At 49.8% G+C, this 14,888-nt stretch carries 14 protein-coding genes; 8 read left to right on the top strand and 6 right to left on the bottom strand.

Annotated features, from left to right (window positions below):
- Positions 1–85 precede the first annotated feature (85 nt).
- The 3 genes from ACTHTY_RS00930 to pmbA form a co-directional block, all read right to left on the bottom strand.
- Positions 86–595: a cold-shock protein gene (locus tag ACTHTY_RS00930; RefSeq protein WP_440366178.1), complete on the bottom strand. Its 510-nt coding sequence runs from the start codon at positions 593–595 to the stop codon at positions 86–88.
- Between the two features lie 154 nt (positions 596–749).
- On the bottom strand, positions 750–1,919 hold the full coding sequence (locus ACTHTY_RS00935; RefSeq protein ID WP_440366179.1) for a glycosyltransferase: 1,170 nt from the start codon (positions 1,917–1,919) through the stop codon (positions 750–752).
- Between the two features lie 87 nt (positions 1,920–2,006).
- Complete coding sequence (gene pmbA / locus ACTHTY_RS00940; RefSeq protein WP_440366180.1) at positions 2,007–3,338, bottom strand: metalloprotease PmbA; 1,332 nt, start codon at positions 3,336–3,338, stop codon at positions 2,007–2,009.
- 124 nt (positions 3,339–3,462) lie between these two features.
- On the opposite strand from pmbA, the gene yjgA reads away from it, so the two are divergent.
- From yjgA to ACTHTY_RS00960, 4 genes are all read left to right on the top strand, one after another.
- Positions 3,463–3,996: a ribosome biogenesis factor YjgA gene (gene yjgA, locus ACTHTY_RS00945; RefSeq protein ID WP_308881460.1), complete on the top strand. Its 534-nt coding sequence runs from the start codon at positions 3,463–3,465 to the stop codon at positions 3,994–3,996.
- Positions 3,997–4,068: 72 nt separating this feature from the next.
- Positions 4,069–4,779, top strand: coding sequence for a hypothetical protein (locus ACTHTY_RS00950; protein ID WP_308881459.1), 711 nt, complete (start codon positions 4,069–4,071; stop codon positions 4,777–4,779).
- 108 nt (positions 4,780–4,887) lie between these two features.
- Positions 4,888–6,588 carry a single-stranded-DNA-specific exonuclease RecJ gene (gene recJ, locus ACTHTY_RS00955; protein WP_440366181.1) on the top strand — a complete coding sequence of 567 codons (1,701 nt, stop codon included), beginning with the start codon at positions 4,888–4,890 and terminating at the stop codon, positions 6,586–6,588.
- An 18-nt stretch (positions 6,589–6,606) separates the two neighbouring features.
- Complete coding sequence (locus ACTHTY_RS00960; RefSeq protein WP_440366182.1) at positions 6,607–7,542, top strand: DMT family transporter; 936 nt, start codon at positions 6,607–6,609, stop codon at positions 7,540–7,542.
- 94 nt (positions 7,543–7,636) lie between these two features.
- Here the strand turns inward: ACTHTY_RS00960 and ACTHTY_RS00965 are convergent, their stop codons facing one another.
- Positions 7,637–9,118, bottom strand: coding sequence for an aldehyde dehydrogenase family protein (locus ACTHTY_RS00965; protein WP_049335482.1), 1,482 nt, complete (start codon positions 9,116–9,118; stop codon positions 7,637–7,639).
- A 340-nt stretch (positions 9,119–9,458) separates the two neighbouring features.
- Here ACTHTY_RS00965 and adhP point away from each other — a divergent pair, with 340 nt between their 5' ends.
- Positions 9,459–10,502 carry an alcohol dehydrogenase AdhP gene (gene adhP, locus ACTHTY_RS00970; protein WP_440366183.1) on the top strand — a complete coding sequence of 348 codons (1,044 nt, stop codon included), beginning with the start codon at positions 9,459–9,461 and terminating at the stop codon, positions 10,500–10,502.
- Between the two features lie 69 nt (positions 10,503–10,571).
- On the opposite strand, the gene ACTHTY_RS00975 is transcribed toward adhP, so the two are convergent.
- Positions 10,572–11,495, bottom strand: coding sequence for an RluA family pseudouridine synthase (locus tag ACTHTY_RS00975; protein WP_440366184.1), 924 nt, complete (start codon positions 11,493–11,495; stop codon positions 10,572–10,574).
- Between the two features lie 209 nt (positions 11,496–11,704).
- Between ACTHTY_RS00975 and ACTHTY_RS00980 the strand changes: the two genes are divergently transcribed.
- Complete coding sequence (locus tag ACTHTY_RS00980; RefSeq protein ID WP_107792412.1) at positions 11,705–12,007, top strand: hypothetical protein; 303 nt, start codon at positions 11,705–11,707, stop codon at positions 12,005–12,007.
- 55 nt (positions 12,008–12,062) lie between these two features.
- Here the strand turns inward: ACTHTY_RS00980 and ACTHTY_RS00985 are convergent, their stop codons facing one another.
- Positions 12,063–12,569 (bottom strand): hypothetical protein, encoded by a 507-nt coding sequence (locus tag ACTHTY_RS00985; RefSeq protein ID WP_440366185.1) that lies wholly within the window; start codon positions 12,567–12,569, stop codon positions 12,063–12,065.
- A gap of 257 nt (positions 12,570–12,826) precedes the next feature.
- Here ACTHTY_RS00985 and hisS point away from each other — a divergent pair, with 257 nt between their 5' ends.
- Both hisS and ACTHTY_RS00995 read left to right on the top strand, forming a co-directional pair.
- Positions 12,827–14,122 (top strand): histidine--tRNA ligase, encoded by a 1,296-nt coding sequence (hisS, locus tag ACTHTY_RS00990; RefSeq protein ID WP_440366186.1) that lies wholly within the window; start codon positions 12,827–12,829, stop codon positions 14,120–14,122.
- The gene (locus tag ACTHTY_RS00995) at positions 14,123–14,752 is read left to right on the top strand and encodes a YfgM family protein (protein ID WP_070695350.1); all 630 of its coding nucleotides are present in this window, start codon (positions 14,123–14,125) and stop codon (positions 14,750–14,752) included.
- The last annotated feature ends 136 nt before the right edge of the window (positions 14,753–14,888 follow it).

Here is a 14,888-nt window from a genome sequence, read left to right on the forward strand (position 1 = left end):
CAAAGGCCGTTTGAAAGAATGAGGAAGAAATCTATAATTTCATCTCCCCATTTTTTCAGACGGCCTTTTTGTATTGGATACAGCGTTATTGTTTTGAAGTATTATCTTTGGCGCGTTGGGGCTGCCTCGAGCGTTGGTTGCTGCCATTGACGGCATCGCGCCATGCTTTGCGTTCGGCTTCGATTTTGGCGGCTACTTCGTGAACCATGGTTTCTTGTTTTTTGACGGCCGGCTCTTCCAGTGTGTTGTCGGAAAAGTGGAGGCCATACCACAAGGCGGCGAAAATGCTGCAGACGAAGATAACGGCGATCAGACCGACGATGGCTTGTTTGCCGGCGAGGGGTTTTTCGGGGGGAGGGACGAGGACATCAAAGCAGTCGGCGCAATCGAGGGCGAAGCAGACGTTTTCGGCTTCTTTGCGGCCGCGTCGGCCTTCTGTGATGTTGAAGGAGATGTGTTGCCCTTCGGCCGGAAGGCGGGTAAGGGTGGTAAAGGCGGCAAGGGCAAGAAAGATTTCTTGGCCTGTGTCTTCTATGGTAGCGGCTCCAAAGCCGCGCTTGCTGTTCCAGCGAGTAATCGTTCCGTAATAGCGCATAATGTATGTGGGGATATTATTATAGGTAACAGTTTTTCCTTTGACTGATTTTAAATCAAAAAGTTTAGTTATTGTCTTAATTTTACACTAGATTTATCTTGTTGGAAGCGGCCAGGCCGTCTGAAATCCTTCAGACGGCCTGTATGGTTTACGCTTACTTATTAAGCACTTTTTGGAAGGTGTCGATCAGATGTTGCGCAATGGCACGGCTGCCGAATTGTTGCAGGCAATCTTGGCGCAAGCGGACGGGATCGTATTGTGCATGGTTTTCGTAGAGGGTGAGCAATGCTTTGGTCAGTTCCAGTATGTTTTCGATTGGCACCAGCAGGCCGTTGTCGGATGTGACGATGGATTCGGGGCCGCCGCAACGTGTGGCGATAACGGGCAAACCTTGCGACAGTGCTTCGATATAGACGACGCCGAAGGTCTCGGTACGGCTGGCGAGGACGAATGCGTTGCTGTGGCGCATGAGGTCTAGGGTTTGGTCGGTGGTTAATGCGCCGGTAAAGGTAACGGCGTGGTTGATGCCCAAGTCGCTTGCCAGTTGTTTCAGACGGCCTTCTTCTACGCCGCCGCCGCCGATTTTGAGTTTGAGCTGCGGATAGGTTTTGAGTGCTTCGGCAAAAGCAGGCAGGAGCAGGTCGTGGCCTTTGAGGTGGCGCAGGTGGGAAACGCTGCAGAAGGTGAAGTCTTGATTGTTTTTTTCGGGGAACTCGAAATCCTGTTCAAAATTGCCGCCCAGCATATTGGGCAGGTATTGCCAGTCTGTACCGGCGTAGGTTTTTTCGAGAATGCGGCAGAAATCACGGCTGACGGCGAACCGGGCCGCGCTGTGGCGCACGGCTTCGTGCATGGACGGCCATTGGTTTTTGCGGACAAGGCCGCGTGAAATGGCGCTGCTGTGTTCGGTAATCACATAGGGAATGCCGTATTTTTTGAAGATGGCGCAGGCCAAAATGGCGGCGTAGTTGACGCAATGGGCGTGAATTACGTCGGGTTTGCCGTTGTCGGCGATATAGGCTTCAAAAGCTTTCATGCCTGCGTTGATCCAGCGGATGCGGTCGATATCGACAACCGGACAGCGCGGGAAGAAATACATGCTGTCGTAGGCGTAAGTATTGAGTCCGCCTTGTTGATGGCGGCGTAGGCCGTAGAAGCGTGAGAAGATGGTTTTCGGCTGACTTCTCAAGTAGCGGAACATGGGTACGACCATGCCGATTTTCATGCCTTCGCGTTGCAGGGCTTGGGCTTGGAGGCGGAAAAAGATTCCGTCCACATCGGTTTCGGAAGAGGGGTACCAAGAGGGGATGACGACAATATGCATGATGTGTTTTTTATGGAAGTAGATAACGGCGAGGCCGTCTGAAAAGAAAAGATATCTTTCAGACGGCCTTTTGTATATTTAGTTCAATTAGTTGCCGGCAACCGTCATTTTGGAAACCAAGACGGAGCCGATTTGGTTGGACGAACGGCGTAATGCATCGTCTGCCACGCCGGTGATGTCGCGGTACATATCCTGCAAACGTCCGGCAATGGTGATTTCCTGAACCGGATAGGCAATGACGCCGTTTTCCACCCAAAATCCGGCCGCGCCGCGCGAGTAGTCGCCGGTAATGGTGTTGACGCCTTGTCCCATCAATTCGGTAACCAGCAAACCTGTCCCCATTTCTTTCAACAGGTCGGCCTGCGTGGCGTGGGTGTGGTTCAGATACAGATTGTGCGCGCCGCCGGCGTTGCCCGTTGTCTGCATACCGAGTTTTTTCGCGCTGTAACTGCTGAGGAAATAGCCTTCGACGACGCCGTCTTTTACTACAAAACGTGGCTGCGTGGCGACGCCTTCGGCATCGAAATAAGTGCTGCGGAACGAGCGCAGGATATGCGGCTCTTCACGAAGGCTGAGAAACTCGGGCAGCACCTGTTTGCCGATGCTGTCAATCAGGAAGCTGCTTTGGCGGTAGAGCGCGCCGCCGCTGAGTGCGCCGATAAGGTGGCCGATTAAGCCGACGGCGACAGTGGTGTCGAACAGTACGGGATAGTTGCCGGTCGGAACGCTGCGGCTGTCCAGACGACGTAAAGTCCGTTCGGCTGCGGTTTGGCCGATGAGTTCGGGCGCGTCCATGTCTTCGTGACGGCAGGAAGAATCATACCAATAGTCGCGCTGCATGCCGTGTTCGTCGCTGGCGACCACGCTGCAAGAAATGCTGTGGTGCGTGCTTTGCTGGTGTGCGGCAAAGCCGTGAGTGTTGCCGTAGACGTATTGGTAATGGCCGGTATGAACCGATGCACCTTCGGAATTTTCAATGCGTTTGTCCGTTGACAGCGCGGCCTGTTCGCATTGCTTGGCCAAATCGATGGCGGATTCGGTACTCAAATCCCATTCATGGTAGCGGTCGAGGTCGCCGATATGGGTTGCCATCAAGGCAGCGTCGGCAAGACCGGCGCAATCGTCTTCGGCGGTATAGCGCGCAATATCGATGGCGGCTTTGACCGTATCTTGCAGTGCTCGTTCGGAGAAGTCGGCAGTGCTGGCTCGGCCTTTGCGTTGGCCGACATAGACCGTAATGTCTAAAGATTTGTCTTGTTGGAACTCGATTTGTTCGATTTCGCCCAAGCGCACGCTGACGCTTTGACCGAGTGACTCGCTGAAATCGGCTTCGGCCGAGGTGGCGCCGGATTGTTTGGCCAAATCCAGCGTGTGTCCGCACAAGCGCAACAGCTCGTCCGGTGTGTGGTTAAACAGCATAAAAAGGTTTCCTGACAGGGTTTTGCGGCATTTTAACCGTTTCAGACGGCCTCTGCAAAAATCGCACGGAAAGGCCGTCTGAAAACTGATAAAATAGGCAGATTAAGAAAATCAGGGAAACACAATGTTTGAACAAGAAGACGAATGGGTCAGCAAAACCCAAATGAAAAAGCAGATGAACGATTTGCAGGCTTTGGGTATGGAATTGACCAAGCTTTCCAGCGATACGCTGAAAAAAATCGGCTTGGACGAAGAGCTGTTCGAGGCCATCGTTACCTATAAAAAAATCACGTCCAACAGTGCGCTCAAACGCCAAGCCCAATTTATCGGCCGCCTGATGCGCGATACCGACCCTGCGCCCATCGAAGCCTATTTGGCCAAACTGCGTGGCGACAATACGGCACACAATGCCTTTTTGCAACGCGTCGAGCAGGCGCGTACCCGACTGTTGGCAGACGATGGTGCGATTACCCAATTTATGGCCGATTTTCCGCAAGCCGATGCCGGCAAATTGCGTACCTTGATCCGCAACACCAAAAAAGAGCAGGAACAAAACAAACCGCCGAAAAACTTCCGCGCGCTGTTCCAAGAAATTAAAGCAGTGATGGAGGCCGGTCAATCCGATGCTTCAGAAGAAGGGCAGGATTGGGAAGAATAAACCCTTAAGGCCGTCTGAAAACGGATTGCGGTTTTCAGACGGCCTGTATCGTAATGCCGAAGGAGGATGACCATGAAATTTCGCCACTTTGTACCTGCCTTGTTAATCAGTGCACTAACCCTGAATGGTTGTACTGTCTTTCTTTGGGGAGAGAACAACCCGTTCCATAAAACCACAACCGAAAAAACCGTTGCCAAAGACAATATTCAAGCATTTGGCGTGGTTGCCAAAGACAATACGCAATTGAAAACAGGCAGCTTGGTTATGATGGGCAAAAAATATTGGTTTGTTGTTAATCCTAGAGATTCGACCAAGTTGAAGGCGGTCTTGGATGTTAAATTGGACAAACAGTTTCAAATGGTTCAGCAAAATCCAAGATATGTGTATAAGGCTTTGCCGGTCGAATTGAAATCCCCTGAAGCGCAAACTTTCCGCTCAAAATTCTGCCTGCGTTACGATACTCAAAAAGCTGCCGAGATTGCTAAGTTGAAACAGTTGGCATTCAAGCCGGTCGAACTCGATGACAAAACTGTCTACACGCGGTGTATTTCTACCGAAGGTCATTATTACGCAACGCCGAAAAATGTTGCCGAAGACCGCCGTTTTGACACTGCCGTTCCGGTCAGAATTTATTATACGGAAACCAAAAAAAGCACTGACGTTCAGAAGTTGACGGAGAATATCCTGCAAACGCCATTCACATTGGCTTTGGATGCAGTCGGCGCAGTGATAGCAGTCCCCTATGTCGTAGTCAGTGAAATTATCGATGCTTCACGCAAATAATATTCAAGGCCGTCTGAAAACGGATTGCAGGTTTCAGACGGCCTTCCCCACCTTAAAATAAACGCTTCAAAAATATATTAATTTTCTCTCTATTTAATCCCACATACCATGTCCGTCAAAATCCAAACACGTTCCATTAATCCGACTGTTTTCAACGACTTGCTTACTGCCGGTACCGATCCTTTGATTGCCCGGCTGTGTGCTGCGCGTGATGTGCAAAGTCCGGCCGAGTTGGACGACAAGCTTGCTGCGCTTTTGCCGTATCAAACGCTGACAAACTGCGAAGCCGCCGCCGGCCGTTTGGCGGATGCGATTGAGCGTCAGGAAAAAATCCTGATTGTCGCCGACTATGATGCCGACGGTGCGACGGCGTGTTCCGTCGGTATGAGCGGTTTGGCGGCGATGGGGGCGAAAGTGGATTTCCTTGTGCCCAACCGCTTTGAACACGGCTACGGCTTAACGCTCGAGCTGGCTGAAATCGCTGCCGAGCAAGGTGTGGATTTGTTGGTGACGGTGGATAACGGTATCGCCAGCATTGCAGGCGTGGCGCGTGCGCAGGAATTGGGTTTGGATGTGATTGTGACCGACCACCACCTGCCTGCCGAGACCGTGCCCGACTGCATCATCGTCAATCCGAACCAAAAAGGCTGCGCTTTCCAAAGCAAAAGCTTGGCGGGCGTGGGCGTGATTTTTTATGTATTGATGGCGTTGCGTGCCGAATTGCGCCGCCGCAATTATTTTTCAGACGGCATGAAAGAGCCGAATCTGGGCGACCTTTTGGATTTGGTCGCACTCGGTACCGTCGCTGACGTCGTTACTCTAGACCACAACAACCGTATCCTCGTGTCGCAAGGTTTGAAACGGATGCGTTTGGGCAAAATGCGCCCCGGCATCCGCGCTTTGTTTGAAGTGGCGCGACGGGATTGGCGCAAGGCTCAGCCGTTTGATATGGGTTTTGCACTGGGACCGCGCATCAACGCGGCTGGACGGCTGGACGATATGTCGGTCGGCATTGCCTGTCTGTTGGCGCGAGATGATGTCGAAGCGCAGGAACTGGCGGCGCAGTTAAACAACCTCAATATCGAGCGCCGCGAAATCGAGCAGTCTATGCTGCAAGACGCGCTGAATGATTTTCCTGAAACCCTGCCTTCAGGTCAGACGACGTTAGTGGCGTATCGCGACGATTTCCATCAAGGCGTGGTCGGTATCGTTGCCAGCCGTCTCAAAGACCGTTTTTATCGTCCAACCATCGTGTTTGCGCCTGCCGACAACGGCGAAGTGCGCGGTTCGGGGCGCTCCATTCCCAATTTGCACCTGCGCGACGCTTTGGACTTGGTGTCCAAACGCCATCCCGATTTGATTTTGAAATTCGGCGGACACGCGATGGCGGCAGGTTTGAGCATACTTGAACACAATATTCCCGCGTTTCAGACGGCCTTTGAAGAAGCCGTGCGCGAGATGGTGTGCGAAGACGATTTATCGCAAACCTTCATCACCGACGGCAGCCTGCCTGCACGCGACATTACGCTGGAACAGGCGCAAAACCTTGCTAAACACGTTTGGGGGCAGGGCTTCGCGCCGCCGAGTTTTACCGATGAATTTCATGTTGTCCGCCAGCAACCTTTGGGCGCAGAAGGCAAACATAAAAAAGTCTGGCTGCAAAAAGACGGCTATGAATTTGAAGCCATGTTTTGGCGTTGCAGCGAAGACATTCCCGAATACATCCGCACGGTGTACCGCCCCGTTGCCAACGAATGGCGGAATAATCTCGAATTGCAGCTTTATATCGACTACTGGGAAGCCGCGTAAACAAAGGCCGTCTGAAAAATGAAGAAACAAAAACCGTGGCTCGGCTTTTCATTGGCGCTGCTTGCCACCATGACTTGGGGCTCGCTGCCGGTTATCGCCCAACAGGCCTTAAAAGCCGTCGATGCGCCCACGCTGGTGTGGATACGCTTTTTAGTGGCTTCGCTGGTGTTGTTTGTGCTGTTGGGGCTGACCGGCAAGCTGCCGAGGCCGTCTGAATTTTCCAAGCAAACCTTGTTTTTATTGGTGTTGGGCATTATCGGTATTTCCGCCAACTTTGTTCTCGTTGCCATGGGTTTGCACTATATTTCGCCGACAACCACGCAGGTGTTGTGGCAGCTCTCGCCCTTTACCATGATTTTGGTCGGCGTAGGCGTGTTTAAAGAAGCCTTTACGCACTGGCAAAAAATCGGCTTGATGCTTTTGCTGACGGGTTTGGTCATGTTTTTCAACGACAAATTTGGCGAACTTTTCAGCTTGGGCAGCTACGCAGTCGGCGTGATGATGGCGGCTTCGGGCAGCATGATTTGGGTGTGCTACGGCGTGGCGCAAAAACTTCTGTCCAAACATTTTAATTCGCAACAAATCCTGCTCATGATCTATTTTTGCAGCAGCTTTGTTTTCCTGCCGTTTGCCGAACCGTCTCAAATCGCCCATATCGGCAATCCGTTTTTATGGGGCTGCTTTATCTATTGCTGTTTGAACACGCTGATCGGCTACGGTTCATTCGGCGAAGCGCTCAACCATTGGGACGCTTCAAAAGTCAGTATCGTTACCACGCTGATTCCTGTGTTTACCATGATATTTTCTACCATCGGCCATCATCTCGCCCCCGATTATTTTGCCGCTTCAGATATGAATATCGTCAGCTATATGGGTGCCATGGTGGTTGTGGCCGGAGCCTTGCTGGCGGTGGCCGGAGAGAAAGTAATGGGGCTTTTTTTGAGAAAGATATAAAGCATTTATTGCGAAACAGAATAAAGCAAGGCCGTCTGAAACAGGTTTCAGACGGCCTTTTATGTTCTAAATCAGATTACTGTGAATCACCGAATCAATAAAAGCCTTCGCGTTCTTCACGGGTGCTGATGTAGATGTTTTTCACTTGGGTGTAGGCGGCGAGCATCATTTTGTGGGTTTCGCGGCCGATACCCGAAGTTTTGTAGCCGCCAAACGGCGCACCGGCAGGCAGGCGGTTGTAGCAGTTTACCCAAACGCGGCCGGTTTCCAGTGCATTGGAAACGCGCAGGCAGCGGTTGATGTCGGTACTCCAAACTGCGCCGCCCAAGCCGTATTCGCTGTCGTTGGCCATTTTGATGACTTCTTCTTCGGTTTTGAATTTAATCACGGTGGCAACCGGGCCGAAGATTTCTTCTTGGGCAACACGGGCTTCGTTGCTGCTGGCTTCAATCAAAGTAGGCTCGACAAATTCGCCTTTGCCCAATGCGCCTTCGATTTTTTTACCGCCGGTAATGATGCGGCAGCCTTCCTGTTCGCCGATTTTGACGTATTTCAAAATGGTCTCGAGTTGACCGGCATTGACTTGCGAACCCATTTGGGTGTCATCTTCCCAAGGCAGGCCGACTTTGATTTTTTTGAATTCTTCCGCCAAAGCATTGACGAATTTGTCGTAAATGCCTTCTTGTACAAAAATGCGCGAACCGGCGCAGCACACTTGGCCTTGGTTGAACAAAATACCTTTTTGCGCGCCTTCGAGGGCTTTGTCGAAAGGCATATCGTCGAAGAAGATGTTGGCAGATTTGCCGCCTAATTCCAAAGTGGACGGAATCAGCAATTCGGCGGCAGCGATGCCGACGCGGCGGCCGACTTCGGTTGAGCCGGTAAAGGCCAGTTTGTTGAAGCCTTTGTGGTGCAGCATGTATTCGCCGGATTTGGAACCGCGGCCGGTAATCACGTTCAACACGCCTTTAGGCAGCAAGTGGTTGATTTTTTGAGCGAGGGACAACAGGCTCAATGAAGTGCTGGAAGAAGGATGGATGACGATGGTACAACCTGCGGCCAATGCCGGAGCGATTTTCCATGCGGCCATCAAGAATGGGAAGTTCCAAGGAATGATTTGGCCGACAACACCGATCGGTTCGCGCAGAACGATGGACAGGTCTTCGGCATCAAGCTGGGTCGCAGTGCCTTCTTCGCCGCGGATCACGCTGGCGAAATAGCGGAAATGGTCGGAAGCCAATGGTACGTCGGCGGCGCGAGTTTCGCGGATCGGTTTGCCGTTGTCCAAGGTTTCTTGCAGGGCAAACAATTCGGCGTTTTCGTCAATCACATCGGCGATTTTGTTCAAAATGGCCGCGCGTTCGGCAGTCGTGGTTTTGCGCCATGTTTTGAACGCTTCTTGCGCAGCGGCGACGGCAGCATCGACATCGGCATCGGTCGCGTCTGTGAACTTGGCCAACTCATCGCCATTGGCAGGGTTGTAAGAGGATAAAAGTTTGCCTTCGCTACCTTTCGTCCATTCGCCGTTGATCAAAAGGCCGTATTCTTTATCAAACACATTTAAATCTTTTGCCATAATGCTGTCTCCTTAATGAATGGGAATAGGTGTTTCACACCATGAAAAACAGCTTATGCTTTTTTCTTTTTAAGTTCAAGTACTAAAAATGAGAATATTCTCAAAATTTACATTTGCAATGTTGTCTCATGTAACAGGCCGTCTGAAAAATAAAGGATTTTATTGAAATGAAAGTGCATTTGTTAATATATTTAAAGATTTATACGGCTTAAATAAATTTTGTTATGGTATAACATTATAACTTATTGTTTTAAAAAAGATTATGGGTTGACGGCTTCGGATATGGGGAGTATTCTCATTCATAGCTAAACAGTTTTTCAACACCCTAGGAGACTCTCTCATGAAAATGCATGCTGTGGTAGTAAATAAAGATGTAGCAGGTGATGTAGAAGTTGTTGAACGCGAACTGCGTCCGCTGGAATACGGCGAGGCGTTAGTGGAAGTCGAGTATTGCGGCGTGTGCCACACCGACTTGCATGTTGCGGCAGGCGATTACGGCGACAAACCGGGTCGCGTGTTGGGACACGAAGGCATCGGTTTGGTTAAAGAAGTTGCCGACGGTGTGAAAAATCTGAAAGTCGGCGACCGTGTCAGCATCGCATGGCTGTTCCAAAGCTGCGGTTCTTGCGAATACTGCAATACCGGCCGCGAAACCTTGTGCCGCTCTGTATTGAACGCTGGCTATACTGCCGACGGCGGCATGGCGACCCACTGTATCGTGAGTGCCGATTACGCGGTCAAAGTCCCTGAAGGTTTGGATCCTGCGCAAGCTTCCAGCATTACTTGTGCCGGCGTAACTACTTATAAAGCCATTAAAGTTTCCGGCGTCCGTCCGGGCCAATGGATTGCGATTTACGGCGCAGGCGGTTTGGGCAACTTGGCGGTTCAATACGCGAAAAAAGTGTTTGGCGCGCATGTTGTTGCCATTGACGTCAACGACGACAAACTGGCCTTTGCTAAAGAAACCGGCGCTGATTTAGTCATCAACGCTGCCAAAGAAGATGCCGCCAAAGTGATTCAGGAAAAAACCGGCGGCGCACACGCAGCCGTTGTAACAGCCGTATCCGCTGCCGCCTTCAATTCAGGTGTTAACTGCGTCCGTGCAGGCGGCCGTGTCGTTGCAGTTGGCTTGCCACCTGAGTCTATGGATTTGTCTATCCCACGTTTGGTATTGGACGGCATCGAAGTGGTCGGCTCTTTGGTCGGTACCCGCAAAGATTTGGAGGAAGCATTCCAATTCGGCGCAGAAGGTTTGGTTGTGCCTAAAGTCGAGTTGCGTGCTTTGGATGAAGCGCCTGCCATCTTCCAAGAAATGCGCGAAGGTAAAATTACCGGCCGTATGGTGATTGATATGAATAAAGAGTGCAGCTGCATTCATCACTAATCAAATGATTCCGTGACAAAAAGGCCGTCTGAAAAATTTCAGACGGCCTTTTTTATTGGATTGGATAACTTAAAGCGTAAAGCCGCTTTCAAATACGCGGATTTTTCCGCTGACAGGATCGGTAAACTCAATTCTTTTGGCCAGAAGTTTTAAAGGTTTGTCGTAGTCTTCATCACCGGCTGCCAATGGGGTAGGGTAAAGTGCATCGTTCATCAACGGCATGTTCAAACTCATCATATGCACGCGGAGCTGGTGTTTCTTTCCGGTATGCGGCGTGAGGCGGTAGAGGCTGAATGCGCCGCGGTTTTCGATAAGCTCGATGGTCGTGTGGGCGTTGGGTTTGCCTTCTGTTTCCCGCGTGAGAAAGAATTTTTCGCCACGTTCCATTCGTGACGAAATATCCAGCGGATAGTCCAAATCCGTCCGCGTCGGCGCAACCGCTTCATAGGTTTTTCGGACGGTTTTTTCTTGGAACATGGTCTGATAATCGCGACGCGTGGCAGGGTTGAGCGAAAGCAGCATAACGCCTGCCGTATCTTTATCTAAGCGATGAATCGGCGTAATGTCTTCAACATTCAAATGCTGCAATTCAGAACGCAAACGCAGGCGCGTGAGCAGGGTTTCCCGCAAAAATCTGCCGCTGGGGATGACAGGCAGAAAATGCGGTTTGTCCACTACAATCAAATGCTCGTCAATATGCAAAATCTTTTCTTCAAACGGAATACGCGGCTCGCTCTCACGGCTGGTTTCACGGTAATAAAACATCGTCTTACCGGGCTCGAATAAAGTATTCTCATCAAACGGTACGCCATTCGCGCCCACCACAAAACCGCTATTCAGCCGCCGTCGCCAGTTTTCTTCGCCGACAAAGGGAAAATGAGCGCATAAAAAATGCAGCAGAGGAAAGCCGTAAAATTGCTTTTTATGTGGCAAAACTAAGTAGCTGGGTTTGACACCGTCTAAAAGGGGTAGGGGACTAGTACGTTTTTTCATGCGGCGGATTGTACTCGTTTTTTAGGATTTTTTCAGACGGCCTTGTTTATATGGAAAATAAACTTCTAATAACGGATATGTAGTGATGCCGGTTTTGTGCTTAAATAGATTCTTCAACCGACCAAAGAAACTGGTTTTGTTTGAACTTGCTTTTGTGGCATAAATTAAAGAAATGATAAAGAAGCAATATTTGAGAAAAGGAGAATATTATGCAGAGAAAAATCGGCATAATCATCATGTTATCCGCGTTTTCCGTATCCGCTATGGCGGGAGGGGAAGTTCGGCTTGGCAAGAGTAAGGCATACGATAATGAGTATGAACTTGTGGCAGAGCATGAAGTCAATGAAGAAGTTTCACAATTAAATCAAGATGAGTATGCCGCACATCCAATACGCAACGACAGCGGCGTCATGCAGTCAGGGAAAGCTGCTTCAGGCAGACAAGCTGTTTCCCAATACGGAAAACCTAATTTGCCGCCTGTCCGCTTAAATCCGCATCCTTCACGACCTTGATTTCAAAATCAAAGGGCTGCTCCATTTGTTTGGGCAGCCCTTTTGTTTTGTCGGCTCACTCACATTTTTGTTTGCGCAAAACAAGTTTGTAATCGGTTTTGATGCCGGTTTGATCGCCAATCATCTTAAAATCATCTATCAAACAACGGTTTTCTGTACATTTCAACGTGAAATCTGCACCGACCCTATGGCCGTCAAATTGTTTAAATGTTGCCCGGACGGTATGGGGAGAAGTGACCTTGATTTGTAAGGTTTTATGGAAGTTGTCAGGATGATCCTGGTCAAAGCCCAAGTAGTAATGTATCGGCATGTCACATCCCATCTCCATATCGGGTTGCTTACGGATATTTGTGTTGAATTTATTGAATTGTCGGATGATTTTTTGTAGTTCAGGCGTGGTAACACGATTGTGTTCAGAGCCTAAATCCACTTTAGACAGATAAACTTTTTTGACTAAATCTATTTTTGCTTGATTATTTGTGGCGTTATTTGCAGCCGTCGCTTGGGAGGGGAAGATAGTAGTTAACAAGCCGATAACAAAAAGAGAGCGTAGTGTTTTCATGATGTGCATAGGGACGAGATGAAAAGAATCCAAGTATAACGGCATTGAATCTATATTGAATATATTTTTAAGAAATTTAAGTTGAAAAGCAAGGGAAGGATTGGAATCATTGAATGTGATTCTGCAATCTGCTTTACAGGCCGTCTGAATGCGAAAACCGATTTTCAGGCGGCCTTTTGATTTGTTCCCAACCTCACAAACCCTTAAAAATCAGCTATAATGCCCAACTATTTGATTTTCGCTTATCCCATATTGAAATGGCACAAAAAATTCAATCTGTAAAAGGTATGAACGACCTTTTACCTGTCGAACAAAAAGATTTCAAACTGACGGCTGCGTTTTGGCAGGCGTTTGAAGATACGGTCGGTCGCTGGACACGCGCTTACGGCTACCAGCAAATCCGTACGCCGATTGTCGAGCAAACCGGTTTGTTTGTCCGCTCTATCGGCGAGGAAACCGATGTGGTCGGCAAGGAAATGTACACCTTCTCCGATTCAAACGATTCTTTGAGTTTGAGCCTGCGCCCTGAAGGTACGGCTTCTTGTCTGCGTGCTGTGGTCGAACACAACCTTCTGTACAACAGCCCGCAAAAGCTGTGGTATATGGGGCCGATGTTCCGCCGCGAGCGTCCGCAAAAAGGCCGTTATCGTCAGTTCCATCAGGTCGGTATTGAGGCTTTGGGTTTTGAAGGGCCGGATATCGATGCGGAAATCATCGCGATGTCTGCCGACTTATGGGAAAAATTGGGTATTCGTGAATACCTGACTTTGGAAATCAACAGCTTGGGCAACCGTGAGGAACGCGCGGCACACCGTGCGGCATTGGTCGAATATCTGACCCGTTATGAAGATAAATTGGATGAAGACAGCAAACGCCGTCTGAAAACCAATCCTTTGCGCGTTTTGGATACGAAAAACCCTGATTTGCAGGAAATCTGCAATGCGGCGCCGCGTTTGGTGGATTACTTGGGCGAGGCCTCGCAAAACCATTATGCACGCTTCAAGGTGATGTTGGACGGTTTGGGTATTCAATATGTTGAAAATCCGCGCTTGGTACGCGGTTTGGATTACTACAATCAGACGGTTTTTGAGTGGACGACCGACAAACTCGGCGCGCAGGCGACTGTGTGCGGCGGCGGCCGTTACGATGGTTTGATTGAAGAGCTTGGCGGCAAACCTGCGCCGTCTATCGGCTTTGCGATGGGTATTGAGCGACTGCTGCTTTTGGTGAGCGAATACGGCTCGCTGGAAGTGAACGCTGCGCCTGATGTCTATGCAATGCACCAAGGCGAAGGTGCGGACTTGCAGGTGATGAAATACGCGCAAGCCTTACGCGCACAAGGTTTCAATGTAATGCAGCATTCCGGCTATCAAAGCCTGAAAGCGCAAATGAAAAAAGCAGACAACAGTGGCGCACGCTTTGCCCTGATTGTGGCTCAGGATGAGCTGGCAAACGGTACGGTTACCTTGAAAGATATGCAGGGCGAACACGAACAACAAACCGTTGCCGCCGCTGATTTGACAGACACTTTACAACAATGGAAGAACGCATAAATGGCAGCCCATTTGGAAGAACAACAAGAGTTAGACAACTTTAAATATTTTTGGAAAAAAACCGGCCGTTGGATCTTTGCCTTGCTGATCGTGGCGGCTTTGGGGTATTTGGGTTACACCATTTACCAAGGCCAAAAAGCTTCAAAAGATCAGGAAGCCGCCGCTGTATTGGCGCAAATGGTGGAAAAGGCGCAGCAAAAAACCGACCCTAAAGCCATCAATGCCGATTTGGCCGAATTGCAAAAAAACTATCCTGATTCCATTTCGACAGCCCAAGCTACGTTGATGGTAGCGGCGACTGAGTTTGATGCCGGCCGTTATGATGTGGCGGAAGGTCATTTGAATTGGGTGCTGAAAAACCAAAACGCACCGCTGGTTCAAGCTTTGGCAGCGCAGCGTTTGGGCGTTGTCCTGTTGCAGCAGAAAAAATACGATGCCGCCATCAATGCCCTGAATACTCAGGTTGAGGCTGATTTCGAGCCTTTGATGCTGGAAACCAAAGGCGATGTTTACGTTGCCCAAAATAAAACCAAAGAAGCCGTACAAAGTTACGAAGCAGCTTTGAGCAAAATGCCGCAAACCGCAGTAGGCCGTGAATTGCTGCAAATGAAAATCGACAGCTTGAAATAAGTTTGTTTGAAATCAAGGCCGTCTGAAGTTGCAATGACTTTTCAGACGGCCTACACTTATCCTTATCAACCGTGTTTTTAAAACACCTGCTTGTGTTCCGCTCCCGTTTTTAGGCGGCACTTGACACAGAAAGACT

This window comes from Neisseria sp. P0019.S002, from assembly GCF_051957155.1.
GTDB classification, from domain to species: Bacteria; Pseudomonadota; Gammaproteobacteria; order Burkholderiales; family Neisseriaceae; genus Neisseria; species Neisseria perflava.